This is a genomic window from Baekduia sp. Peel2402 (genome assembly GCF_052567285.1).
In genome coordinates, this window is sequence record NZ_CP199582.1 from 4,954,475 (window position 1) to 4,979,337 (window position 24,863).

Annotated in this window: 23 protein-coding genes and 1 riboswitch; of the genes, 18 read left to right on the forward strand and 5 right to left on the reverse strand. The window is 72.1% G+C overall.

Translation table 11 applies throughout. From position 1 onward, the window contains the following. The first annotated feature begins 32 nt into the window (after window positions 1-32). The 3 genes from ACT01A_RS24240 (at window position 33) to ACT01A_RS24250 (ending at window position 3,275) form a co-directional block, all read left to right on the forward strand. A complete protein-coding gene (locus tag ACT01A_RS24240) occupies window positions 33-1,364 on the forward strand; it encodes a cytochrome P450 (protein ID WP_445149680.1) in 1,332 nt (443 codons plus the stop codon). Window positions 1,365-1,393: 29 nt separating this feature from the next. After that, a complete protein-coding gene (locus ACT01A_RS24245; RefSeq protein WP_445149681.1) occupies window positions 1,394-2,281 on the forward strand; it encodes a PfkB family carbohydrate kinase in 888 nt (295 codons plus the stop codon). Between the two features lie 133 nt (window positions 2,282-2,414). Continuing rightward, window positions 2,415-3,275, forward strand: a complete 861-nt coding sequence (locus tag ACT01A_RS24250; protein WP_445149682.1) for a hypothetical protein — start codon at window positions 2,415-2,417, stop codon at window positions 3,273-3,275. Window positions 3,276-3,279: 4 nt separating this feature from the next. Here ACT01A_RS24250 and ACT01A_RS24255 read toward each other — a convergent pair whose 3' ends face one another. Both ACT01A_RS24255 and ACT01A_RS24260 read right to left on the reverse strand, forming a co-directional pair. Beyond that, a complete protein-coding gene (locus ACT01A_RS24255) occupies window positions 3,280-3,981 on the reverse strand; it encodes a haloacid dehalogenase type II (RefSeq protein ID WP_445149683.1) in 702 nt (233 codons plus the stop codon). A 31-nt stretch (window positions 3,982-4,012) separates the two neighbouring features. Beyond that, window positions 4,013-4,864: a helix-turn-helix transcriptional regulator gene (locus ACT01A_RS24260; RefSeq protein WP_445149684.1), complete on the reverse strand. Its 852-nt coding sequence runs from the start codon at window positions 4,862-4,864 to the stop codon at window positions 4,013-4,015. An 88-nt stretch (window positions 4,865-4,952) separates the two neighbouring features. On the opposite strand from ACT01A_RS24260, the gene ACT01A_RS24265 reads away from it, so the two are divergent. Then, window positions 4,953-5,969, forward strand: a complete 1,017-nt coding sequence (locus ACT01A_RS24265) for an aldo/keto reductase (RefSeq protein ID WP_445149685.1) — start codon at window positions 4,953-4,955, stop codon at window positions 5,967-5,969. Here the strand turns inward: ACT01A_RS24265 and ACT01A_RS24270 are convergent. Next, window positions 5,966-7,186: a glycosyltransferase gene (locus tag ACT01A_RS24270; RefSeq protein WP_445149686.1), complete on the reverse strand. Its 1,221-nt coding sequence runs from the start codon at window positions 7,184-7,186 to the stop codon at window positions 5,966-5,968. The genes ACT01A_RS24265 and ACT01A_RS24270 overlap by 4 nt on opposite strands. Window positions 7,187-7,280: 94 nt before the next feature. Here ACT01A_RS24270 and ACT01A_RS24275 point away from each other — a divergent pair, with 94 nt between their 5' ends. The 5 genes from ACT01A_RS24275 to ACT01A_RS24295 all read left to right on the forward strand — a co-directional run bounded on the left by ACT01A_RS24275 (window position 7,281) and on the right by ACT01A_RS24295 (window position 12,133). Next, on the forward strand, window positions 7,281-8,093 hold the full coding sequence (locus ACT01A_RS24275; RefSeq protein WP_445149687.1) for a crotonase/enoyl-CoA hydratase family protein: 813 nt from the start codon (window positions 7,281-7,283) through the stop codon (window positions 8,091-8,093). 43 nt (window positions 8,094-8,136) lie between these two features. Then, window positions 8,137-9,306 carry an acyl-CoA dehydrogenase family protein gene (locus ACT01A_RS24280; protein ID WP_445149688.1) on the forward strand — a complete coding sequence of 390 codons (1,170 nt, stop codon included), beginning with the start codon at window positions 8,137-8,139 and terminating at the stop codon, window positions 9,304-9,306. 72 nt (window positions 9,307-9,378) lie between these two features. Further along, entirely contained in the window at window positions 9,379-9,852 is a 474-nt protein-coding gene (locus ACT01A_RS24285) for a prepilin-type N-terminal cleavage/methylation domain-containing protein (RefSeq protein ID WP_445149689.1), read from the forward strand. A 57-nt stretch (window positions 9,853-9,909) separates the two neighbouring features. Then, the gene (locus ACT01A_RS24290; RefSeq protein ID WP_445152862.1) at window positions 9,910-10,563 is read left to right on the forward strand and encodes a histidine phosphatase family protein; all 654 of its coding nucleotides are present in this window, start codon (window positions 9,910-9,912) and stop codon (window positions 10,561-10,563) included. Window positions 10,564-10,618: 55 nt separating this feature from the next. Next, window positions 10,619-10,740: riboswitch (SAM riboswitch) on the forward strand. A gap of 79 nt (window positions 10,741-10,819) precedes the next feature. Continuing rightward, window positions 10,820-12,133 carry an aminotransferase class V-fold PLP-dependent enzyme gene (locus ACT01A_RS24295; protein ID WP_445152863.1) on the forward strand — a complete coding sequence of 438 codons (1,314 nt, stop codon included), beginning with the start codon at window positions 10,820-10,822 and terminating at the stop codon, window positions 12,131-12,133. 15 nt (window positions 12,134-12,148) lie between these two features. Here ACT01A_RS24295 and ACT01A_RS24300 read toward each other — a convergent pair whose 3' ends face one another. Continuing rightward, window positions 12,149-14,710, reverse strand: a complete 2,562-nt coding sequence (locus ACT01A_RS24300) for a Coagulation factor 5/8 type domain-containing protein (RefSeq protein WP_445149690.1) — start codon at window positions 14,708-14,710, stop codon at window positions 12,149-12,151. Between the two features lie 712 nt (window positions 14,711-15,422). Between ACT01A_RS24300 and ACT01A_RS24305 the strand changes: the two genes are divergently transcribed. The 7 genes from ACT01A_RS24305 to ACT01A_RS24335 all read left to right on the forward strand — a co-directional run bounded on the left by ACT01A_RS24305 (window position 15,423) and on the right by ACT01A_RS24335 (window position 21,263). Then, a complete protein-coding gene (locus ACT01A_RS24305; protein WP_445149691.1) occupies window positions 15,423-15,737 on the forward strand; it encodes a hypothetical protein in 315 nt (104 codons plus the stop codon). Window positions 15,738-15,846: 109 nt separating this feature from the next. Then, window positions 15,847-17,064: a hypothetical protein gene (locus ACT01A_RS24310; RefSeq protein WP_445149692.1), complete on the forward strand. Its 1,218-nt coding sequence runs from the start codon at window positions 15,847-15,849 to the stop codon at window positions 17,062-17,064. Between the two features lie 21 nt (window positions 17,065-17,085). Beyond that, entirely contained in the window at window positions 17,086-18,522 is a 1,437-nt protein-coding gene (locus tag ACT01A_RS24315) for a hypothetical protein (protein WP_445149693.1), read from the forward strand. After that, on the forward strand, window positions 18,522-18,896 hold the full coding sequence (locus ACT01A_RS24320) for a copper resistance CopC family protein (protein ID WP_445149694.1): 375 nt from the start codon (window positions 18,522-18,524) through the stop codon (window positions 18,894-18,896). Before ACT01A_RS24315 ends, ACT01A_RS24320 begins: the two co-directional genes overlap by 1 nt. Beyond that, complete coding sequence (locus tag ACT01A_RS24325; protein ID WP_445149695.1) at window positions 18,893-19,543, forward strand: DUF1775 domain-containing protein; 651 nt, start codon at window positions 18,893-18,895, stop codon at window positions 19,541-19,543. The genes ACT01A_RS24320 and ACT01A_RS24325 overlap by 4 nt, the downstream gene beginning before the upstream one ends. 40 nt (window positions 19,544-19,583) lie before the next feature. Continuing rightward, window positions 19,584-20,912, forward strand: coding sequence for an NAD-dependent malic enzyme (locus ACT01A_RS24330; protein ID WP_445149696.1), 1,329 nt, complete (start codon window positions 19,584-19,586; stop codon window positions 20,910-20,912). Window positions 20,913-20,969: 57 nt separating this feature from the next. Next, a complete protein-coding gene (locus ACT01A_RS24335) occupies window positions 20,970-21,263 on the forward strand; it encodes a hypothetical protein (RefSeq protein WP_445149697.1) in 294 nt (97 codons plus the stop codon). Here the strand turns inward: ACT01A_RS24335 and ACT01A_RS24340 are convergent. Continuing rightward, on the reverse strand, window positions 21,207-21,671 hold the full coding sequence (locus ACT01A_RS24340; RefSeq protein ID WP_445149698.1) for an RrF2 family transcriptional regulator: 465 nt from the start codon (window positions 21,669-21,671) through the stop codon (window positions 21,207-21,209). The genes ACT01A_RS24335 and ACT01A_RS24340 overlap by 57 nt on opposite strands. A gap of 84 nt (window positions 21,672-21,755) precedes the next feature. Here ACT01A_RS24340 and ACT01A_RS24345 point away from each other — a divergent pair, with 84 nt between their 5' ends. Together ACT01A_RS24345 and ACT01A_RS24350 are read left to right on the forward strand one after the other, a co-directional pair. Then, a complete protein-coding gene (locus ACT01A_RS24345; protein WP_445149699.1) occupies window positions 21,756-22,967 on the forward strand; it encodes a sulfite oxidase in 1,212 nt (403 codons plus the stop codon). A 127-nt stretch (window positions 22,968-23,094) separates the two neighbouring features. After that, window positions 23,095-24,792, forward strand: a complete 1,698-nt coding sequence (locus ACT01A_RS24350) for a hypothetical protein (protein ID WP_445149700.1) — start codon at window positions 23,095-23,097, stop codon at window positions 24,790-24,792. Window positions 24,793-24,863 lie beyond the last annotated feature (71 nt).

Below are 24,863 nucleotides of genomic sequence, written 5' to 3' on the forward strand. Positions count from 1 at the left end.
ACCAGATACTGCTCAGTATCTATTCTCGATCGATGCTGCCCCCTGGATCCCGGATGCCGGCGCTGGTGCAGACGATCGGCTGGTGGAGCCGGCCGACCGTGTACGTCGAGCGCCTGCGAGCGCGCTACGGCAAGCGGTTCACCATGCGGTTGCTCGGCCAGCCGCCGGTCGTGGTGCTCTCCGACCCCGACGAGCTGCGCGAGGTGTTCACCGCGCCGCCGGAGGTCCTGCACCCGGGCGAGGGCGCGCGCCTGCTGGAGCCGATCGTCGGCGCCAACTCGGTGATCCTGCTCGACGAGGGCCCGCACTTGGAGCAGCGGCGGCTGATGCTGCCGGCGTTCCACGGCGAGCGCATGCAGCGCCTCACCGGCCTGATGACCGAGCTGACCGAGCGCGAGCTGGACTCGTGGCCGGTCGGCCATCCCGTCGAGCTGCACCCGCGCCTTCAGGGGTTGACGATGGAGATCATCCTGCGCGCGGTCTTCGGCCTGGATGAGGGCGAGCGACTGGACCGCTTGCGCGACAAGCTCACCGCGATCCTGTCGTTCGGCGACTCGCCCGTCTCCTTGCTGCCGGTCGCCCAGAAGCTGCTCAGCGGGCGCGGGCGCTTTGGGCGCTTCGAGGCCGACCGCAAGGTCGTCGACGACGAGTTGTACGCGTTGATGGCCGACCGCCGCGCCGATCCCAACGCGGCCGACCGCGACGACGTGCTGGCGATGCTGCTCGCCGCCACACACGGCGACGGCACGCCGATGGCCGACGAGGAGATCCGCGACGAGCTGCTCACCGCGCTGGTCGCCGGCCACGAGACGACGGCGTCGTCGCTGGCCTTCGCCTTCGAGCTGCTGGCCCGCGCGCCGCACGTGCAGGAGCGCCTCGCCGCTGACGAGGACGGCCGCTACTTGGAGGCCTTGATCCACGAGGTCATGCGCCTGCGCCCGGTGCTGCCCAACGCCGAGCCGCGCCTGGTCAAGCAGGAGATCACGATCGGCCAGACCACGTACGAGCCGGGGACCGTGCTGATCCTCGCCGCGGCGCTTGTCCACACCGACCCCACCATCTACCCGGAGCCCAAGGCGTTCCGCCCGGAGCGGTTCTTGGACAACAAGCCCGGCACCTACACCTGGCTGCCGTTCGGCGGCGGCCGGCGCCGTTGCCTGGGCGCGAGCTTCGCGCTGCTGGAGATGCGGCTCGTCCTGCGCGCGGCCGCCGAGCGCTTCACCGTCGAGGCGACCGGACCGCGCGAGACGACCAAGCGCCGGATGATCACGATCACGCCTGGCGACGGCGCGCGCGTCCAGCTCACCGCGCGTGAGCGCCCCGTTGCGCCCGCGGAGGCTGACGGGGTCCTGGTCGCTCCCTGAGCTCACGCGCGTCGGTCATCCTGTCGCGCATGGGACGCGTCATCGTCGTGGGCTCGATCAACGAGGACTTGGTCCTGCGCGCGCCGATCCCGGCGCCGGGCGAGACGGTCGCGACGACGAGCCCGTCCGAGCTCCTGGGCGGCGGCAAGGGCGCCAACGCGGCGGTCGCGGCGGCGGCGCTGGGCGCCGAGACGTACCTGGTCGGCTGCGTCGGCGACGACGCGGCGGGCGCGAGATGGCGGGCCGCGCTGCGCGACGACGGCGTACGCGACGACTGGCTGGCGACGGCGCCCGGCGTCGGGACCGGCCGCGCGGTCGTGGTCGTGGACGGCGCGGGCGAGAACGCGATCGTCGTCGACGCCGCCGCCAACGCGGCGCTGGAGCCGGCCTGGGTGCACGAAGCGATCGACGCGCTGGCGGCGCCGGGCGCGGTCGTCCTGGCCAACCTGGAGATCCCTGTGGCCGCTGCCGAAGCCGCAGCGCGCGCGGCGACCGAGCACGGACTGCGCTTCGTCCTGGACCCGGCGCCCGCACGTCCGCTCGGCGCGGGCCTGATCCCGGACGGCGCGATCCTCGCGCCCAACGAGCACGAGCTGGCCCAGCTCGGCGGGACGCCGGAGGAGCTGCTGGCGCGCGGCGCGGGCGCGGTCGTCGTCACGCGCGGGGCGCACGGTGCGGTCATGCACGGCGGCGGCGATGACGCCGCGGCGATCCCGGCGCCAACGGTCGACGCCGTCGACACGACCGGCGCGGGCGACGCCTTCCGCGGCGCGCTGGCCGCCGCGTTGGCGGCCGGCGACGACCTCGCGGCGGCCGTCGGCGTCGCCGTCTGCGCCGGAGCGCACGCGACCACCGCGCCGGGCGCGCGCGGAGCGGTCGCCGACCGCGCCGCGCTGGCCGCGTTGAGCACGGGCTGACCGGCCCCGCGCGCGTCCGGGTGGCTGAGCCCATCGGCCACCGGCATTGTGGCCGCTTCGGCGTTAGGCGTGAGGGCGCCACGGCCGATTGTTGAGGGAGATGGGTCGTGCTCCTCGCCGATCGCGGACGCCGGTGCTGCTGGCGCTCCTCGCGCTGACGATCGCCCCGGCGCAGGCCGGCGCGATGAGCCTGACCCTGCCGACGGTCGGCGCCGCAGCGGTCGAGACGACGGCCGACAGCGCGACGATCACGGTCCCGGTCATGCCCCTCGGGTTGTCCGCGAACTGGCACGTCGAGTACGGGCTGACGACGTCCTACGGCGGGACGACCGTGCCCATCTCGCTGCCGCTGACCGGCGGCCTGGCCCAGATGCGCACGACGATCACCGGCCTGGCTGCGGATGGCCATTACCACTATCGGTCGGTCCTCTCCGGCCCGTGGACCGTGCCGGTCGTGACGCCCGACGCGACGTTCGACACCACCACCGCCGTGATCGGCATCGACGACGGCGACCTCGGCGGCATCAGCTCGTTGGGGATCGACGACGGCGGCGGCGACGACTACACGCCGGGCACCGGCACCACGCCGACGCTCGCCACTCAGGTGCCTACGCCCACGCCCACGTCTGCGCCGACGATCACCCCCGCGACGCCGGTGCGGACGCCCGCTCCTTCGGTCGCCGGCCCCAGCGCCATCGTGACCGCGCGCGCCGGCACCGTGGCCATCGCGCTCTCGGGCAGCCCGACCAGCGTGACCCTCAAGCTCCCTGCCCGCGCCGCCACTCGCGCCCGCCTCGCCATCACCACCGCCGGCCGCACCCGCACCGCTCGCCTTCAAGGCTCGCGCTCCGTCCGCATCGGCAGCGCCCGCGCGCGTGTCACCACCGGTCGCATCGTGATCTCCCGCCTGCCTGCGAAGACGACCGCCGTGCGCGTGACTCCGTCTGCCGGCACCACCGTCACGGCACGTCAGGTCACGGCAACGGCCTCCTGATGGACTAGGCGGTGGCCAGCTCCGCGAAGGACTTCATGTCGGGCACGACGAGGTCGGGCGTCGCCTCGGCCGCCGGCGTGGCGCCGAAGCCCTCGCGGCCGTGGCGGCGGTCGATCCAGACGGAGGTCAGGCCGGCCTGCTTGGCGGGGACGTGGTCGTGGAAGAGGCTCTGGGCGACGTGCAGGATGCGCTCGCGTGGGACGTCGATGCGGTCGAAGGCCACGTCGAAGTTGTGCAGGCTCGGCTTGTAGGACTTGGCCTGCTGGGCGGTGACGATCCAGTCGAACTCGACGCCCAGTCGCGCGTTGGAGCCCGCGAAGAGATCGTCGTCGCAGTTGGTGATGACGCCGAGCCGGAAGCGCTGCTTCAGCTGGGCGAGCGCGTCGGCGCTGTCGGCGAACGCCGGCCAGTCGACGACCGAGCCCGCGAAGGTGGCGACCTCGTCGTCGCTGGGCGTGAAGTCCAGGTCCTCGGCGAGCCCGCGCAGCGACCCGGCCAGCACCTCGCGGTAGGTCAGGTACGGCCCGCCCTCCAGCGCGGCCTCGTGCTTGGCGTACACCTCGAGCAGCTCGTCGTCGCTGCGCTGGACGCCCGTGCGCGCCAGTACCGGCGCCAGGCCGGCCAGGATGCCGGTCTCCCAGTCGATGAGCGTTCCGTAGCAGTCGAACGTCAGGGCGTCGAACGCGCCGAAGTCGATCGTCGTCATGCCCGGACTCTATGACGCGCGGTGCCGCGCGCTAGCGCTCGACCGGCGTCGCGGCCCAGCTGGCCAGGAGGTCCAGCGCCTGCGCGGAGCGGCTGCCGGGCTCGGCGCTGTAGGTGGCGATCGTGAGGCCGTCATCGGCCGCGACTTCGAGCACCTCGTAGGACAGCTCCAGCTCGCCGACGACCGGGTGGTTCAGGCGCTTGGTGCCCGACTGGTGGTAGCGGACGTTGTGCGCCGCCCACCAGGTCCGGAACGCGTCGCTGCGGGTCGACAGCTCACCGACGAGGTCGGAGAGGTTCTTGTCATAGGGGTTGCTTCCGGCCAGTGAGCGCAAGTGCGCGACGAGGTCCTTGGCGGTGCGCTCCCAATCGACATACAGCTCTTGGGCGGCGGGGTCCAGGAACGTGAAGCGCGCGCTGTTGGCGGGTAGCTCGCGGCTCTCGAACAGCGGCGCGTAGAGCGCGCGGCCGAGCGGGTTGGCGGCCAGGTAGTCGAGGTGGCCGTTGCGGACGATCGCGGGCGCGGTCATCGACTCGACCAGCCGCAGCACGGCAGGGCGCACCTTCTTGGCCGGCGCCCGCCGGCGCTGCGTAGCCGCCACCGGATTCGCCGCGCGCGCGAGGTCGAAGAGGTGGGCGCGCTCGGCGTCGTCAAGGCGCAGCGCTCGCGCCAACGCCTCCAGCACGCTGTCGGATGCGCCCGCGACGTGGCCGCGCTCCAGCCGCTTGTAGTACTCGACGCTGACGCCGGCCAGCGAGGCGACCTCTTCGCGCCGCAGGCCCTTGACCCGCCGCGGGCCATAGGACGGCAGCCCGACCTGGTCCGGCGTGACCCGCGCCCGGCGCGAGGTGAGGAACTCGGCGATGTCGCTGGCGGGATCCACGTCCTATGACGGTACCCGCGCCGCCGCGCGTCTACGGGGTTCTGTCAGGACCTCCCAGCGGCGGCTGGCGCGCGCTAGAACGAGTGCCATGAACTACCGCCCACTCGGACGCACCGGCGTCCAGGTCTCACCGCTGTGCCTCGGCACGATGATGTTCGGCGCCTGGGGCAACCCCGACCACGAGGACTCGATCCGCATCATCCACCGGGCGCTGGACGCGGGAATCAACTTCGTCGACACCGCCGACGTCTACAGCGCGGGGGAGTCGGAGGAGATCGTCGGCAAGGCGCTGAAGGGCCATCGCGATGACGTCGTCTTGGCGACCAAGTTCTTCATGCCGATGGGCGAGGACATCAACATGCGCGGCGGGTCGCGGCGCTGGATCGTCCGCGCGGTGGAGGACTCGCTGCGGCGCCTGGGGACCGATCACATCGACCTCTACCAAGTACATCGCCCTGATCCGGCGGTTGACGTCGAGGAGACGCTGGGCGCGTTGAGCGACTTGGTGACCCAGGGCAAGATCCTGTACATCGGCTCCTCGTCCTACGCGGGCAGCGAGATCGTCGAAGCGCAGCATGTCGCGCGCGAGCGCGGCCTCCAGCGCTTCCGCACCGAGCAGCCGCCGTATTCGCTGCTGGTCCGCGGCATCGAGCTCGACGTCCTGCCCACGGCCCAGCGCCACGGCATGGGGATCCTCACCTACTCGCCGTTGGCCGGCGGCTGGCTGTCGGGCTCGTGGACCGTCGACAGCTCGCCGACCTCGCCCGCCCGCCAGCGACTGGCCGCGCGCTTTGACATGTCCTTGCCCGAGAACCAGCGCAAGCTGGAGGCAGTCGAGCAGCTCGCGCAGGTCGCCGACGACGCCGGCCTGACGATGATCGAGCTGGCGATCGCCTTCGTGATCAACCACCCGGGCGTGACCTCGGCGATCATCGGCCCGCGGACGCTGGAGCAGCTGGAGAGCCAGCTCCCGGCCGCCGACGTCACGCTCGGCGCCGAGACGCTGGACCGCATCGACGCCATCATCAAGCCCGGCGTGACAATCAACCCGGCCGACACAAGCTACGGGGAGCGCGTGCTGGCGCCGGAGCTGCGCCGCCGCTAGCGCGACGCCAAGGCCCGCGCTGCCGCCGCGATCTCTCCGACCGCGGACTCGACCGGCGGCAGCTCGGCGATCGCGGACGCCACGGCGCCCGCGCGGCGTCGGAACGCGCCGTCCTCGAGCACGTGCTCGACCGCGTCGGCCAGCCCCGCGAGCGTCGCCGCCGCCGGCAGCTCCAGCGCCCGCCGCGTGTCGCGGTCGTCGTTCAGCGCGAGCCCGGCGCCGACGCGTTCGACCGCCTCGGCGTTCGCCCACTGGTCGATCGAGAACAGCGGCAGCACGACCTGCGGGACGCCGTGCGACAGCGCGCCCATCGTCGAGCCGTAGCCGCCGTGCAGGATCGCGGCGTCGGCGTGGGGGAGGATCGCCTCCTGCGGGATCCAGCGCTCGACGTGGACGTTGTCGGGCAAGGGCCCTAACAACGCGGGGTCCGGTCCGTCGCCGAGCGTGAGCAGAACGCGCGCGGGCAACGGCGCGAGCGCCTGGATCGCGAACCGGTACAAGGCGGGGAAGAACGGCATGTGCGCCGCCCCGGCAACCGACCCGAAGCTCATGTACACCAACGGGTCGTGGGCGTTGGACCACCAGCGCGGCAGCGGCGCGGCGGCGCCCGGACCCAGCGCGGCGACCGGCTGGCGGAAGCGGCGCGACAGCGCGGGCGCGCCCGGCGCCTCCAACGCCGCCGGGACCATCGTCAGCAGCGGCGTCGCGCGCAGGCGCTCGCCGTCCGGATCGGGCACCAACCCCAGCTCCGCGCGCAGCGCGTCGACCGCGGGCACCGACAGCCCGATCGCCAGCTCCTCGACCGCGGCCAGCCCGAGCGCCACGCGCAGCACCGGCAGCTCGGCCCGCTCGGCGACCAGCGCTGAGGCCAGCTCCATCGACTCGCGCACGACCACGTCCGGCCGCCAGCGGTCCACCAGCTCCTCCAGCCCCGGCAGCGCGGCGCGCGCGTCGAGGCCCGCGAAGCCCTCGCCGATCATGCGCGCGTTGGCGGCGTCGATCGACCCGCGCGAGACCTCGGCCATCAGCGGGCGCCACTGCTCAGCGGTCGGCGCGGCGAAGGCTGCGTGGGGGAGGCCGGTCCGTGCGACGTTGCCGGCGTTCTGCTCCTGCGCGGCGACGAGCACGTCGTGCCCGGCGCGAACGGCAGCGTGTGCGAACGGCGCCATCGGCAGCACGTGCCCCGCGCTGCCACGGGTCGAGAAGAGGATTCGCATAGTTGGGAGGACATGGCACCAAACGCCGTGCGCCGCCCAGGTGGGGCTGACCTGCGATAGGCGAGTACGGGCACCACCAGTAGCGTTCCGGGGCATGAGCGACGAGCAGCGGGTCCGGGTCCAGATCGGCGACGACGGCGTGGCGGTCGTCACGCTGGTGCGCGGCGAGAAGCACAACGCGCTGGACCTGCCGATGTTCGAGCAGATCGTCGCCGCCGCCCAGCAGCTCCGCGACGCGCCGTCGGTCCGCGCCGTCGTCCTGCACGGCGAGGGCAAGAGCTTCTGCAGCGGCTTGGACGTGGTCAGCATGATGAGCACCGGCCGCCTGACGCCGGAGTCGCTGCTGGACCGCGAGGGCGAGGACGGCCTGGCCAACCTGCCCCAGCGCGCGGCGTTTGACTGGATCCAGGTTGCGGTCCCGGTGATCGTCGCGATCCACGGCAACTGCTTCGGCGGCGGCCTGCAGATCGCGCTGGGCGGCGACGTCCGGATCGCCACGCCCGACGCCAAGCTGTCGATCATGGAGATGCGCTGGGGCCTGGTGCCGGACATGGGCATCACCCAGACGCTGCCGCGGCTGATGCCGATCGACCGCGCCAAGGAGCTGACCTACACCGGGCGCGTCGTCAGCGGCACCGAGGCCGCCGAGCTGGGCCTGGTGACGCGCGTCGCCGACGACCCGCTGTCGGCCGCGCTGGAGCTCGCCACCGAGATCGCCAACAAGTCGCCCGACGCGGTCCGTCGCGCCAAGCGCATGTACGAGGACGTCTGGCAGACCGACGACCGCGCCGCCGCGCTGCTGCTGGAGTCCGAGCTACAGGCCCAGATCATCGGCAAGCCCAATCAGATCGCCGCGGTCACCGCCGGCATGAGCGGCGAGCCGCCGGTCTTCACCGACCCCTCCTGACGAGGGGGCTCGGATCCCCCATCTGGGTGTACCGTGCCCGGCCATGTCGATCACGACCGCCCCGGGCGCGAGGCGCCCGCTGTTCGAAGACGTCCACGACGATTACCGCGAGAGCTTCCGCCGCTTCTTGCAGGCCGAGGTCGTCCCGCACCACGAGGAGTGGCAGGAAGCGCACATCGTCTCGCGCGACCTTTTCACCAAGGCTGCCGAGCACGGCTTCCTGGCGATGGCCGTCGAGGAGGAGTTCGGCGGCTCCGAGGTCGATGACTGGCGCTTCAACGCGATCCTGGCTGAGGAGGCCGCTTACGCGGTCGTGCAGTCGTCGTGGATGGGCCCCACCGTCCACAACGACCTCGGCCTGCCCTACCTGCGCGCCGCCGCCAACGAGGAGCAGAAGCAGCGCTGGTTCCCGGGCGTCGCCTCCGGCGAGAAGATCCTCGCCCTGGCGATGACCGAGCCGGGCACGGGCTCTGACCTGGCGGGCATCGCGGCCCGCGCCAAGAAGGACGGCGACGACTACATCATCAACGGCGCCAAGACCTTCATCTCTAACGGCATCAACGCCGACCTGGTCGTCACCGCGGTCCGCACGGGCGACGACCCGCACCGCGGCCTGTCGATGTTCGTCATCGAGCGCGGCTTCGAGGGCTTCGAGCGCGGCAAGCAGATCCACAAGCGCGGCCAGCACGCCAACGACACGGCCGAGCTGTTCTTCAACGACTGCCGCGTCCCGGCCGAGAACCTGCTCGGCGATGAGGGCACGGGCTTCGCGCAGCTGATGGCGCACCTGATCCCCGAGCGCCTCGGCCTGGCCGTCTCCTCGATGGCCGCCTGCGAGGCCGCGCTGGCGATGACGCTGGAGTACGTCAAGGAGCGCAAGGCGTTCGGCCGGCCGATCGGCTCGTTCCAGAACTCGCGCTTCGTGCTGGCCGACCTTCAGACCAAGGTCGACATCTCGCGCTGCTGGATGGACCGCACGATCTCCCGTTACACCGAGGGCACCTGCACGGTCCAGGAGGCGGCGCAGGCCAAGTACTGGACGACGGACCTGCTCTCCGAGGTCTCCGACGCCTGCGTCCAGCTCTTCGGCGGCTACGGCTACACCACGGAGTACAAGATCTCCGAGATCTGGGCCGACGCTCGCGTCAACCGCATCTACGCCGGCACGAACGAGATCATGAAGGAGCTCGTCGGCCGCTCGATGGGCCTGTAGGACCCTCGCTTACGACCGCACGCTGACATCCGGGGCTTCAAAATCCCGGATGTCGGCCGAACAGCGTGAGGGATGGCACGACGTGACGAGGGCTTCACGCTGATCGAGCTGCTGGTGGTGATCCTGATCATCGGGATCTTGGCCGCGATTGCGCTGCCGAACCTGACCTCCCAGCAGAAGAAGGCGACGGGCGCGGACGCAAAGCAGACCGCGGCGATCGCGCTGCGCGCGATGGAGGTCTACGCGACCGACAACAACGGCAGCTACGCGGGCGCCACGACGGCGTCGCTGGTCGTCGCGCAGCCCGCGCTCAAGCAGGTCAACACCGAGAGCCGCCTGCTCGTGTCCGGCACGAGCTCGTCTAACCCGGAGGCGACGAGCTTCGTCGTCGGCGTGCGGGCCAAGGGCGCCAACGGCGCCTGGTTCGCGTTCTACCGCGACGGCACCGGCGTCCAGCGCCTCTGCTCGCCGGGCGGCGCGTCCGGTTGCAGCGCCGCGATCCCGGGCGTGTCGTTCCCGGGCTACGGCTCCGTCGGCTCCTGGTAGCACGCGGCGCCCGAGGCCCGGCGGGCAAGTTGTAGGGTTTCCTGCCTGCCTTCCCTGCTGCTCGTCCGCCACGCCCAGGCGTCCTTCGGCGCCGCCGACTACGACGTCCTCTCTGAGCGCGGCGTGGAGCAGGCGGCCGTGCTCGCGAGCGACTTCGCCCGGCGTGGTGTCGCGCCCGCCCGCGTGATCACCGGCGACCTGCGCCGCCAGCGCGACACGCTCGCGCCGCTGGGCCTCTCAACGACCGTCGACCCGCGCTGGGACGAGTACGACTCCGACGGCATCCTGTCGGCGCACTCGACCAGCGCCGCGCGCGAGCACCGCGGGCCCGGCGACGACGACACGCCCGCGCTGACCTCACGCCAGTTCCAGGAGATCCTGGAAGAGGCGCTGCTCGGCTGGATCGCGGCGGGCGCCGACGGCCCGGCGCGGGAGAGCTGGCCGGCGTTCGCCACGCGCGTCGAGGGCGCTCTGCACGACGCGGCCGACGGCCTGGGCACGGGGGAGACCGCGGTCGTCTGCACCTCGGGCGGCGTGCTGGCCGCGATCATGGTCGCGCTGCTCGGCGTGGCGCCGGAGGCGTTCGTGCGCTTCAACCGCGTGACGGTCAACACGGGGATCTCGCGCGTGGCGGTCGGCCGCGCGGGCCTGACGCTCGTGTCGTTCAACGAGCATGCCCACCTCGACGGCGAGCTGCTGACCTACCGCTGACCCGTCGCGCATCGCTTGTCCACCGTCTCGGTGCAGATGCGCTATTCTCCGTCTCGGTCAAGAGCGCCAGCGTCAAGCCCCGGCTCGCTGGCCGGCAACCCCCGTCCGCGGTGGGGTGCCCCGGGTGAGGACCAGGTTCGCGCGCCGCGATGGACGGCGCGCTTGCAAGCGCGGATCCCTCACAGGGTCCCGGACAAGACCCGAGATGGAGAAGACGATGAGCTTGATCGACGTGGCCACGGAGCCGCTGCTGCCGGTGCTCGGCGCCGACCTGCGCGTGCCGCTGGCCGACGGCCGCAGTGCGCGCTACGTCAACCTCGACTACGCGGCGACGGCGCCCGCGCTGGCGTGCGTCGCCGAGCGCGTCAACGCGGTCCTGCCCTACGCGGGCAGCGTGCACCGCGGATCCGGCGTGCCGTCGCGCGTGGCGAGCGGGTTGTATGAGAACGCGCGCGAGAGCGTGGGGCAGCGCCTGGGTGCGCGCGCCGACGACCACGTGATCTTCACGCGTAACACGACCGACGCCACCAACTTGCTCGCCGCGTGCGTGCCGGCGGGCCGCGGCGACGTCGTCACGCTCGACGTCGAGCACCACGCCAACCTGCTGCCGTGGCGCCGCGCGGCGTGCGGGACGCGCGTCGTGGCGCACGCGCCGACGCTGGCCGAGACGCTGGTGCGGGTGGAGGACGCGTTGGGCGCCGCGCCCGCCGCGCTGCTGGCGATCACCGGCGCGTCGAACGTGACCGGCGAGGTGCTGCCGCTCGAGGAGATCGTGGCGATCGCGCGCCGCCACGGCACGCGCGTGTTCGTGGACGCCGCGCAGCTCGCGCCGCACCGCGCGATCGACCTCGCCGAGTCCGGCGTCGACTACCTCGCGTTGTCAGGGCACAAGGCCTACGCACCGTACGGGGCGGGCGTGTTGGTCGGCCGCGCCGACTGGCTGGACGCGGCGCCGCCGTACCTCGCGGGTGGCGGCGCCGTGGTCGAGGTGACGGTCGACGACGTCGCCTGGGCCGACGGACCGCGCCGCCACGAGGCGGGCACGCCGAACCTCGCCGGCGCGGTCGCGCTGGCCGCGGCGCTCGACGCGCTCGCGGAGCTCCCGCTCGCCGACCACGAGGCCGCGCTGCGCCGGACGTTGTTGGAGGGGTTGGGCGCGATCGCAGGCGTGACGACGCTTTCGATCTGGTCCGACACGCCGGACGCCATCGGCACCGTCGCCTTCACCGTCGAGGGCTACGCGCCCGGCCTCGTCGGCGCCTACCTCTCCGCCGAGCACGGCATCGGCCTGCGCGACGGCCGTTTCTGCGCGCACCCGCTGCTCGCGCGCTTCGGCCTCCCGGACGGCGCGGTGCGCGCCTCCTTCGGCCTCGGCTCCCGCCACGCCGACGCCGAGCGCCTCATCGCCGCGATCGAGAAGCTCGTCACCGACGGCCCGGCCAACACCTACAACCAGACCTCGGAGGGCTGGCTGCCGGCCGACGACCGCCGCGACCTCACCACCTGGCTCGGCGCGGACGTCTCCCGCGCGAAGGCGTCGCCCTGCGAGCGCCGCCGCCACGCGGTGTAGCGGCGGCGCGCGCGCTCAGCCCGGCACCGAGATCTGCAGGTGGCAGAGCGCCGAGAGCGCGGCGGTGAGCTTCGCGTCGCCCGCGCCGACGAGCGGCTGGCCGGTGAGCGGCGCCGTGGTGCCTGCGCCCGCGCTGGCGCCGCTGCCGTCACCGGTGGCCGCGGCGGCGTTGGCGGCGGCCTGCTGGGTCTGCGCGGTGGAGGCCTCGAACGGCGTCGTCGTCTGGGTCGCGCGCGCTGATGAGACGCGGGAGAGGGCGGCGGCCAGGGCGGCGGGGTCGCCGGCCAGCCCCGACGTGGCGGTGGCGGCGACGGTCACGACGCCGTCCTTGACCAGGTAGGCGTAGGTCGTGCCGTTGGCCGGAACGGCGTGGACGCCTTCGGGTGCCGTGGTGGTCGAACCGACCGCGATGCCTCCGGCGCTGCGGCCGCGCGCGGTGGACCCGACCAGCTCGACGGTCCCGGCCGGCGTCAGCTCGGCCACGTCGGCGCGGCCGTCGTTGCCGTCGCCTGAGACGCAGTAGCTCCACGCGCGGTCGCGCTGCTGCGGCTGCCCGGCGGTGTCCAGCAAGGCGGTCCAGGACCGGCCGAGCCGCAGCGCGCCCACGCCCGTCGCCTCGATCGCCCCGTCGGGCGCCGCGCACGTCGGCGTCGCCACGCCCTCCGCGCGCTCCCACATCTCCAGGTAGGCCTCGGAGCCGTTCCACATGTCCTTGACCAGCGCGTCGCCGCCGAGGCGCCGCAGGTCCGCGAACCAGTCGGCGTAGAGCCCGTACTGCGCGACGCCGTCCTTGTTGTAGTCAAACGTCCGCTCGCCGGTCTTCTGGCGCTGGAAGGTCACGGTCCCGTCGAGCGACTTGAAGGGGTACTCGAGCGAGCCGCTGCCGTCCGCGTCGGTTCCCGGCTGCTCGCTGAGCCCGCCGAGGTCGGCGCCGTAGCCCCAGCCGAACTGGTACGGCGTCGCGCGTGGCCGGTACTCCTGCCACTGCTTGACGTAGTCGGTGGCCGCCGAGTGCCCCGGGAACGCGAGGCCGCCGAGCTTCCAGATCCGCGGCCAGTTGCCGGGATCCATCCAGCCGTGCGGGGAGATCACGCCGCTGTAGTTGCGCGCCTCCAACAACGACAACGTGCGGTCGACGCCCGCCTGGCTCATGTGGTCGGGGTTGACGATCATCCCCAGGTCCATCATCCGCTCGACCACGTGCGCGCCGAGATCCGTGAGCCCGCGCGTGTTGCAGTTCGGTGCTGCGGGATAGACCGGCGCGATCCCGCTCGGCAGTCCGGCCGTCGCAAAGAGCGACCCCACCAGGTTGGTCACCTGCGGCAGCGGCGAGTAGATGTCGTTGTCGCGCAGCGCGCCGGGGTCGCAGGTCTTCGCGCTCCAGAACGACCCCGCGCTGACCAGGTTGGCGCCGTTGATCAGCAGGCCGATCGGCCCGGAGTCAAAGCGCACGCCGGTCAGCGGGTTGTCGAACTTGTTCAACAACAGCATGGAGCGCACGCCGAGGCGGTGCAGCTCGTCCAGCGACGCGTCGACCTGCGCGGTGTCGCACGTCGGCGCCGCGATGTTCGAGCACCCGAACGGCTCGGAGATCTCAACCTCCAGCACGACGGCCATCCGCCCCTGGTTGATCACGCGGCGCGCCTGCTCGGGGTCGGTGACGATCTCGAAGAAGCCCTTGCCCGGCCCGCCGGACTGGGCGTCGACGTAGTCCTCCAACTCGTGGATCCCCTCGAGGCTGCGCCGGACCGTGTCCATCTCGTCGCAGTTGGTCTCGCGGTTGGTCTGCAACAGGCAGAGGATCCGGTTCTCGTTGGGGCTCATCACCATCATCCGCAGCCCCGCCATCCACGCGCGCTGGATCCACTTCCAGTACGTGCCCTCGTAGGTCAGGTTGGTGGGCTTCCACGACGCGAGCGTCGGCCAGCCGACGGTGTCGTGCGGCTGGACCGGGTTGTCGTAGTTGAGGAAGTTCTGGATCGGCGCGACGAGCCCTTGCGGCCCTTCGATCGACGAGCAGTTGGGCAAGGCATAGGGGATGCCGTACTGGTCCCACGGCTTGCCGCAGTGGAAGCGACCGCCGAGGAACTCATAGGTCATCCAGTGCATGTGGCCTTCGAGCAGGCCGCCGACGCGCCCGTAGCTCGTGGCGCCCTTGGACGGCGTGCCGGTCGCGTTCAGCTCGGCCTCGGGGTACGCGGCGCAGCCGGTCGCGGCCTTGAAGGAGACACGGCGCAGCGTCGTGCTGCCATTGGCTGCGGCGAGCGTGAACGTGCCGCTGCCGGCGCTGTCGACCTGCCAGTCGGCGGCGGCCGACGGCTTGACGTCGATCCCGAGCTTGCCGTTGGCGCGGGCGGCGACGAAGCGGCGCTCGGGCGTGTAGAGCAGGTAATGCCCCAGCGCCGTGGCCTGCATCCGGACCTTTGCTGCGCCTGGGACGGCGGCGCCGTCCTGCTTGAGCGCGTAGCAGCCGTTGACGAGCGAGTAGCGGGTGGGCGTGGCGGCGGATGCGGACGGCGCGCATGTTGCTGCGGCCAGCGCCGCGAGGATGGTGCAGCGGACGACAGATCTCCCCATGTGGGGTGGTAACGCAATTGGCGCGTGGTTCTTGCGCAAACGGGCGTTTGGTGGCGTCCAGTGCGGGGCGCTGGTCGGTGGTGCGGGGCGGGGTCTGTCGGCACCGAAGGGCGTGAGGCTGTTGGGGCGTGGCGACCGCTTGGGGTGTGGATCGTCGTTGGGGGCGTTGCCGGCGGCGGGGATTTACAGCCGCATCAAGACATCAGACTCGGCCTCCACGGTGGTCCCTCGGCCGCTGGGGTTCGAGGGACCAGGGGTTCGGAGATCCGGGTCGCTGCAACCGGAATATGTCCGGCTCAAGCGACCCGCACCTCGAAATCCGGGATCCGGGTCGCTGAGAGCTGCATATGCCAGCTCGGAGCGACCCGCACCTCGAAACCGAGGTCCGGGTCGAGTTAGCGTCGATATACGACGCTAAAACGACCCAGACCCCCAATCGCGCCTCCTTCGGGCCCGAACCCTCAAACCCCGAGGCCGACGGACGCCCCTTGAGGCCCGGATTGATGTCTTGATGCCAAAGCCAGCCCGGCCGGCACCGCCCGAAGCGACGATCACTCCCGGGCGGTGGCCACGCCATAAGGCTCTCACCCTTTTGATGAGCGAAGAACCACCAGCGCTCCGCACCACACCCCCAACGCCCGCCCGCTGAAACGCCAACCGGCAGGCGCCACCTCCGATCCCCACCAACCCAATGCGCTAGGGTCCGCGGCCGATGCGCCGCCTGACGCCTCGCCAGACCCGCTTCGCGCTCCTATGCGCGCTGGTCGGCGTGGGCTTGGCGATCGCCGATGTCTCGCCGACGTTCGCGCTCAGCGTGGTGCCGGTGCTGGGCCTCGTCGCGGCGCTGATCGCCGGGGCGTTCCCGGGCGAGCGGCTGATCGAGCGCCTGCGCGAGCGGCGTTCCATGCCGCGTCCGCGCCGGGCGATCCTGCGCGCGGTGCGCCCGCGTCCCGCGGCCTACGTGCGTCCCGTCGGGCGCGCTGCCGCGTTCGCGCTGGCGATGCGCCCGCCGCCTGCCGTGGCTTAGCGCAGCACCGCCCGCACCTCGCTCGCCGTCCTCGTCGCCCGCGCCTCCGCGCGCGCTGATGCATTCGGCGCCATCACATCTCCTATGACATCTCGGAAGGAGGCGCGCCATGGGCGCACCCTCGACCGTGGCCGTCGCGGCCGCCGCGCTCTTCGCGGCGTCGCTGGCGACGACCATCAGCTCCGCCTATGGAGCGGACGGCCCCGTGCCGACCGCGTCGTGCACCGGAGCACCCCAGATCACCGACGCCTCCGGCGACGGCCACCACTCGGGCACCGACGTCCTGTCGGCCTGGCTGACCGAGGGCGCCGGGCGCTTGCAAGCGGTCGTCCAGGTCCGCGCCGGGCTGTTCGCGCCCGAGCACGACGACGCCGAGCTCAACGGGACGGGCTACGCGCTCGCCTTCGACCTCGGCGGGGCCACGCGCTACGTCCGGGTGCGCGCCGCGCCCGGCGGCGGGACGTTGTCCTACGACTACGGGACCTACAGCGGCGGGGCGTTCACGAGCCTCGGCACAACCACCGGCTCCGTCGTCCACGCCACCGGTGCGGGCACGGCGACGATCGACGTTCCCGCCGCGCTCGGCGCGATCCCCGGCAGCGTGCTCGCGCGGCCGTTCGTCGTCACCTACGACGGCATCACGGCCGGCGTGCCCGACTGGGTCGACCATGCGCCCGGCGGCACCGATCCCAACGACGCCGCCCGCGGCGCCGACTACACGGTCGGCGCCTGCGGCGGGGGCAACGGCCCCGGGACGGGCGGCGGCCCCGGGCCCGGCGGCGGGGGAGGGACGACCGCGCCCGCGTCGCCGATCACCGCGGTCGTCCTCTCCGTGCCCACGGCACGCACCGGCGCCGGCCGGATCCTGGTCACCGGCCGCGTGAACCCTGCGCGCGCGGGCGTCGACGTCGCCATCGACCGCACCGCGCACGGCAAGACCACCACCTCGCACGTCACCACCGACGCCGACGGCGCCTTCGCGCTGGCGGCGACCGTGACCGAGGCCACGCGCGTCCGCGCCACCGCGGGCGGCATCTCCTCGGGGACCGAGACGGTGGACATGCGCTCGCGCACCACGGTCGCCGTCAAGCGGACCAAGGGCGGGGCGGTGACGCTCAGCGGCGCCGTCACGCCGAAGCTCCCCGGCCGCGCGCTGCTGCTGCGCGTCGGCTCTCCGTCGACCACCGCGTCGCGCGCCGTCACCGGCGGGCGCTTCGCGTTCCGCTTCAAGAACGGCCACGTCCCCCGCGGTCGCTTCCAAGTCGTCTACGTCCCGTCCTCCCAGCGAGCCGAGCGCTCGACCTCCCGCGCCGTCCGGCTCGGCTGAACCCAGGAAGAGAAGAACACCATGAACCGCAAGACCATCAAGATCGCGAGCGCCGCCGTCACCGCGGCCGCCCTCGCGCTCCCCGCCACCGCGGCGGCGCACCCGAGCGTCTACAGCGCGATCGCCAAGGTCGCCAAGACGCCGGCCCAGCAGACGATCACGGTGACCAACGCGACCGGCGGGACGTTCAAGCCGTCCGCGGCCGCATCGCCGGTGGCCTACGACGCCCCCGCCGCGCAGGTCGAGGCCGCGCTCCAGTCCGACCCGGCGATCGGCTACCTCGGCGTCGCCGTGACCGGCCCGGCCGGCGGCCCGTACGCCATCACCTTCACCGGCCCGCAGGCCGGGGTGGCGAAGACGGCGCTCGTGCCCGACGACAGCGCACTGACCGGCGTCGGCGCGGAGGCCTCCGCCAGCGTCGGCCAGGCCGGCGGCGCGAACGTCACCCCGACCGGCGATCCCGCCGCCGACCAGGCCGCGATGTCCGACCAGCCGCAGTTCGTCATCACCAACGACGGCTACACGGTGGCCTACCGCGAGACCAACGGCATCGGTCCGGACCGTGGCCCCGGCATCGTCAGTGGCGAGGGCCGCGGGATGCTCAACCTCTCCAAGGTCCTGCCGTCGGCCTACCGCACCGGCCTGAGCGCGCTGGCCAAGCTCGCCTATGCGCCCGCGTGGACCGGCGTCCAGCCGCACGCGACCTGCACCGGCGTCGCCGCGCTGCGCGACCCCAACACGATCTGGGCCTGGCAGCAGCGCGCCGACAACGACCCGTTCTTCGACTACATCCCGTGGCAGAAGGCGTCGGCCGGCCTCGGCGACGAGCCCGAGAAGTGGATCCCCACGGTCAAGACGGCCACCGGCGTCGACCTCGCGACCCGCGACACCGTGCAGCAGTTCACCGACGCCTGCACCGGCCTCGGCGGCACCTACCGACCCGCCGACACCGCGTCGGTCGTGACCTCGGCGGTCGTCGCCGACGCCGTCGACGCCGCGACCGCGCCGTTGAACGACAAGATCGGCGTGTTTACCACGCAGGTCGGCGACCTGACGACGCAGCTCGCGTCGCTGACCGGCGAGAAGAGCGCGCTGGCATCGGCCAACGCGAAGCTGACCGCCGACAACGCCGCGCTGGTGGCGGCCGCCAAGACGTCGATCGTGACCCCGCCGGCTCCGCGCCCGCTACGCGTCACGCTGGCGGCGAGCAAGGTGTCGTTGTCGGTCCCGGCGGCCGCGATGGCGACCGGCCCGGCCGGGCGAGCGGTGACCGTCCGGCTGACCACGAGCGCGTCGATCGTCAAGGCCTTGGGGTTGAAGTCGGCCACGCTGGCCAAGGCCACCGCCAAGCTTGACGACCAGGGCGCGGCGCTCCTGACGCTGAAGCTCTCGAAGGCGACGACCAAGGCCCTCAAGAAGGTCAAGGGCACGATCCCGGCCAAGGCGACGGTGGCCTGATGCGCCGCAATCGCATCGTCTCCACCACGGCGGCGGTGACCGCGCTCGCGGTCGCCGCCACCGCCGCGCCCGCGCTGGCGCACGTCGAGTTGGCGTTCTCGAGCCCGAAGAACAAGGCCAAGCTCAGCAAGGCCCCGTCGTCGGTGTCGCTGACGTTCAGCGGCCCGCTGCGCAGTGGCACGTTGAAGGTCACCGGCCCGAACGGCAAGAAGGTCTCGGTCGGCAGCGGCGCGCGCGACCCGCGCAAGATCAGCCGCCTGCTCGTGTCGCTCAAGAAGGGCCTGAAGGCCGGCAAGTACACGTCGCGGGCGAGCATCGTCGCGGCCGACGGCCACAAGGAGTCGTTCACGCTGACGTTCACGGTGCGCTCGTGAGGCGCGCCGTCCTGACCGCCGTCGCCGCCGCCCTCGTGGCGGCGGCGCCCGCTGCGGCCCACGTCCAGATCACGCCCACGGTCGCCGCGCCCGGCGACTCGGCCAAGTTCACCGTCTTGGTCCCGGGCGAGACCGAGGCGCAGACGACCAAGGTCGAGCTGAAGGTCCCGGCGGGCGTCCTGCCGTTCTCCTACAACGTGACGCCGGGCTGGAAGCGCACGCTCGTGAGCGCCGCCGACGGCTCGGTCGACCGGATCGTCTGGACCGGTCGCCTCCCACGCGACGGCTTCGTCGAGCTCGCGTTTCTCGCCGGCCTGCCCGAGCAGCCCGGAACGCTGGCCTGGAAGGCGCTTCAGACCTACTCCGACGGCACCGTCGTGCGCTGGATCGGCGGGCCGGAGTCCGAGCACCCGGCGCCGACGACCGTCCTCGAGGCCGGCGCGGCCAAGCAGAACGCCGGCGGGGAAGGGGAGGGGACGACGCGCGACGTCGCCGAGGCCCCGGGCGAAGCGGCGACCTCCGACAGCTCCAGCGCCACCGACACATCGGCCGACAACGGCCCCGACTGGCTCGCCCGCGCCCTCGCGCTCGCCGCCCTCCTCGGCCTCGCCGCCACCACGATCCTCCTCCGACGCCCCACCCGCTGAGCACCATGGCCACGCGCGTGCTACTTGTAGGCCTATGCCGATGGACTGCACGTACCGCCTCCGGATCCCGCACCGGGCCGGCCAGCTGGCCAAGGTCGCCACGAGGATCGCCGAGCACGGAGGTCTGATCGGCGACGTCAAGACGGTCTCGGTGGCCAAGCACGAGGCGCTGCGCGAGATCACGGTCGAGCTGCGCGATAAGCGACACGCCGACGAGCTGGCCGCGGGTCTGAACGACCTGGAGGGCGTGAGCGTCGCCTGGTTCCACGATCGCGCGTTCCTGGCCCACGACGGCGGCAAGCTGGAGGTCGTCGCCCGCCGTCCGATCGAGACCAACCAGGACATGCGCGACGTCTACACGCCGGGCGTCGCGCGCGTGTGCGAGGCGATCGCGGAGTTCCCGGCGATCGCGCCGCGCTTCACGTCGCTCGGGCGCAGCGTCGCGATCTGCACCAACGGCACGCGCGTGCTCGGCCTCGGCGACATCGGCCCGCTCGCCTCGCTGCCGGTCATGGAAGGCAAGGCCATGTTCTACACGCAGCTCGTGGGCATCAGCGCGGTGCCGATCCTGATCGACACCAAGGACCCCGACGAGTTCGTCGAGACCGTCGTGCGGATCGCGCCGGGCTTCGGCGGTATCCACCTGGAGGACATCTCGGCGCCGGACTGCTTTGAGATCGAGCGCCGCCTCATCGACGCGCTGCCCCAGCCGGTGATGCACGACGACGTCCACGGCACCGCGGTCGTCACGTTCAGCGCGGCGATCGCCGCCTGCCGCCAGGTCGACATCCGGCTGGACGCGGCTGTCGTCGGCCAGATCGGCCTTGGTGCCGCGGGCTTCGGCATCGCCTCGCTGATCCACGACGCCGGCGTCAAGCGCGTGATCGCGACCGATCCCAACCCGGCCGCGCAGGAGCAGGCGCTCGCCGCCGGGATCGAGATCGGCACGCTGGACGAGGTGATGGCGACCGCCGACGTCGTCGTCGCGACCTCCGGCCGCCCCGGCCTGATCACGCCCGCGATGGTGCGCCCCGGCCAGGTCATCCTCGCGCTGACGAACCCGATCCCCGAGATCGAGCCCGACGACGCGCTGGCCGCCGGCGCCGCCTTCGCCGCCGACGGCACCTCCGTCAACAACGTCCTCGGCTACCCCGGCATCTTCCGCGGCGCCCTCCTGGCCGGCGCGACCAAGATCAACTTGGAGATGAAGCGCGCCGCCGCCTGGGCGCTCGCCGGCCTCACCGTCGAGTCCGAGCTCGTCCCCGACGTCCTGGACCCGCAGGTGCACGAGACCGTCGCCGAGGCCGTCCGCCAGGCTGCCGTCGACTCCGGCGCGGCGAACCCCGCGCGGGCCGCCACGCACCTGTGACGGACGGCACAGGGTAAATCCTATATCTCGGATGGGGTTTGTAGTATTTTCCCCATCATGTCCATCACGACGCCGGTGCTCCTGCCGGTCATGATCCTCGATCCCCGTGAACGCGGGGAGCGCGAGGCCGTGATCGAGCGCCTTCACCGCCGCGCGCGACGCGTCGACGTGCGGCTGACCCTCGATGACGGGACGGCGGCCGAGGCGTGTTTGGACCCGGACGAGGCGGCGTGGCTGGAGCTGCGCGACGGCGACATCGTGCCCGTCGCGCCGCTGCCGGTGCGCTCGCCTTGCTCAGCGCCGGAGCCGAGCGTCGTCCTGCTGCGCGAGGTTGGCCACGCGCTTGGGTAGGCGACCGGTCGCCAGCTGATCCAGCGTGACGGTCTCCAGCACACCGCGAAGGTTGGCGCGCAGCGCGAACCAGACCTCGCGGAGCGGCTCGGCGTTGTTGGGGTAGTCGAGCCGCTCTGGCGCGGTGCCGTGGACGTCGGCGAGCGGGCCTTCGATCGCGCGCAGGATGTCGGCGACCGCGATCTCCTTCGCCGGCCGGGCGAGGCGGTTGCCGCCGTCGCGTCCGCGCAGCGACTGGACGATGCCCGCGCGGGCCATGTCGTTGAGGATCTTCTTCATGAAGAACGTCGGTATGGCTTGGCGGGCGGCGATCGTGTCCGCCGACAGCGGCTCGTCGCCGGCTAGCGCCAGCTCGATCGCCGCGCGAACCGCGTAGTCGCCCTTGGCGGAGATGCGCACGGCGCGCATTCTCGCCGATCGCTCGGCGGTGCGCCGCGCTCGCCTTGCCGATCAGTTCTAGACTAAGGCAATGGGAATGGTTACTTTAACGTGATGGACCGTCGTCTCTCTCGTCGTGACGCCCTCAAGCTCGCCGCCGTCGGCACCGGCACGCTGTTGGCCGGCGGCCTGCGCTTCGGCGCCCCCAACGCTCAGGCTGGGCCACTGGTCGCCGGCATCGTCAAGGACCTGCCCGGCGGCGCCCTGATCCCGCGCGGCACCAACGCGGAGATGAACTGGGGGTCGATGGCCGGCATCGACTACCTCACGCCCGTCGATCGCTTCTTCGTCCGCAACCACACGGCGACGACGTTCGTCAACCCGGCGACGTGGCGGCTGGAGGTCTTCGGCACCGGCCTGCGCGGGCGCCCAGAGCGCGGCAAGGGCAAGCTCTTCTCGCTCAAGGACCTGGAGAAGCTCCCGCGCGAGACGCGCACGGTGTTCGTGGAGTGCGCGGGCAATGCCCGTTCGTACTTCGGCTCCCAGGAGGGCAAGGCCGCGCCCGGGACGACGTGGGGCCTGGGCGCGATCGGCGTCGCGCAGTGGACCGGCGTGTCGCTGCGCGAGGTCCTGGAGCGCGCCGGCTTACGCCCCGACGCGGTGGACGTGATGCCCGAGGGTCTGGACAGCACCGTGCTGGCCGCGGACGGCACCGACCAGGGGCACGTGCGCCGGCCGATCCCGATCGCCAAGGCCCTGGACGACACACTGATCGCGCTGGAGATGAACGGCCGCGACCTGCCGTTCGACCACGGCGCTCCGGCGCGGGTGATCGTCCCTGGCTACGTCGGCATCGCCAACATCAAGTGGGTCGGGGCGATCGAGGTCGCCAACCACGCGCTGTTCTCGCCGTGGAACACCACGCAGTACCGGCTCGTCGGGCCGACCTATCCCGCCGACCAGCCGCCGCTGACCACCCAGCCGCTCAAGAGCGCGTTCGAGGTCGCGCCCGGCCGGACGTTCAAGGCCGGCGTCCCGGTCCAGCTGCGCGGGCGCTCGTGGTCGGGCACCAGCCGGCCGCGCTCGGTGCGCGTGTCGACCGACGGCGGCGCGACCTGGACCGGTGCGCCCACCCACGGCCCCAACCTGGAGAACGGCTGGCTGCGCTGGACCGTGGACTGGACGCCGACGACGACCGGCCCGACGGCGCTGCTCGCGCAGGCCACCGACCGCAGCGGCCATCAGCAGCCCGATCACGTGCCGTTTAACCGCGACGGCTACCTGTACGACGGCATCGTCCGGCTGCCGGTGACCGTGACGCCGTAAGGCTGGCGCTCTGCCAGCACTCCGCCACCCTGTTGACCGGCCGGTCAACAGGGTGCTACGGTCCGCCCGCGCGACGCGTAGAGGAGACGCCCGCGCGCGCGTGTCCCCAGGAGGAGAGGTCCGTCCCATGTTGTCGTCGTTGCCGGCCAAGCCGCTGGCGTTCGTCGTGGCGCTGTGCGCCATCGTCGCCTTGCCCACCGCCGCTCAGGCCAGCCGGATCGGCGCCGAGCAGAAGGCGGACGCCCACACGTCCGCGTTCAAGCGCTCGGCGACCAACATGAAGATCCCGGTCCGCGATCCCGGGGTGCCCGCCGGGGCGCAGGTGCTGAAGTACAAGTTCGGCCCGATGAAGATCAAGCCGGGCCAGAACATCATCGACATCGATGTTCAGAAGGAGCGGCCGGCCGTCAACGGGTGGATCGTCGGCTTCCGGCCCGGGTTGATCGACGCCAAGACCGGCAAGAACCCGCCGGTCACCGAGGTCCACCTGCACCACGCGGTCTGGCTCGTCGACCTGCAGCCGACGTTCGCAGCCGGCGAGGAGAAGACGAACTTCAACGCGCCTGCGGGCTACGGCTGGCGCTACACGACCAAGCAGGTCTGGATCGTCAACCACATGATCCACGACCTCGTCGCCCAGGACCACGAGGTCTACCTGACCTACACGATGTACTTCATCCCGGACACCGCGCCGGAGGCGGCGGGCATCCACGAGATCAAGACCCAGTGGATGGACGTCGAGGGCGTCAAGCCCTACCCGGTGTTCAACGCGATCAAGGGCTCGGGGACCAAGAACCGCTTCACCTTCCCCGACGACGCCAAGAACCCGTACCCCGACCGCCCCAACAACCCGCGCAACGTCTGGGTCGCCGATCGCGACGCGACGCTCGTGTCGGCCTTCGGTCACCTGCACCCGGGCGGCCTGTGGACCGACCTGGACCTGACGCGCAACGGCAAGACCGTCCGGCTCTTCCGCTCGCGGGCCAACTACTACGAGCCGTCGGGCGCGACCTCGTGGGACGTGGCGATGAGCGCGACGGATCCGAACTGGCGGGTCGCCATCAAGAAGGGCGACATCTTGTCCACCAACGCCACGTACGACACGAGCAAGGCCTCGTGGTACGAGGTGATGGGGATCATGCCGGTCGGGATCACCAACGGGCCCGAGGGCGGGGTGGACCCGTTCGTGACCACGCCCGACCAGACCGACTTCCTCACGCACGGCCGCCTGCCCGAGAACAAGGACCCGGCGAGCGTGCGCAAGCGCAACCCGGCCTACAACGACGCGCGCACGATGCGCGCCGGTCCGTTCAAGACCAAGGTCGTCATCAAGAACTTCACCTACCAGCCGGGCGACCTGACCTACCCGGGCAAGCGGGGTGCCCCGCCGCAGGTGATCCAGGGCCAGCAGCTGACGTTCGTCAACGAGGACAAGCCGACGACCGTGCGCTTCCACACGATCACCGCGTGCAAGGCGCCGTGTGACAAGGGCTCGGGGATCGGCTTCCCGCTGGCCGACGGCAGGGGCCTCTTCGACTCCGGCGAGCTCGGCTTCGGCCCGACGATCAACACCCAGAGCCTGAGCGGCGGCGGCGACCTCTCGACGCCGTCCACCGCGGCGGTCGACATCCCGGCCGACAAGTCCAAGTGCGCTGACGGCGGCCCGACCGGCCTGACGCGCGTGATCCAGACCGGCTGCGTCGGCACCACGGAGTGGAAGACGCCCAAGACGCTCGGGCCCGGCACGTACACCTACTTCTGCCGCGTGCACCCGTTCATGCGCGGGGCGTTCAAGGTCGTGCCCAAGAAGAAGATCAAGGCCTAGCGGAAGGCCTGCGGGAAAGACGCGGGGCCCCGACGCGTGTGCGTCGGGGCCCCGTGGTCCTTCTCCTAGGT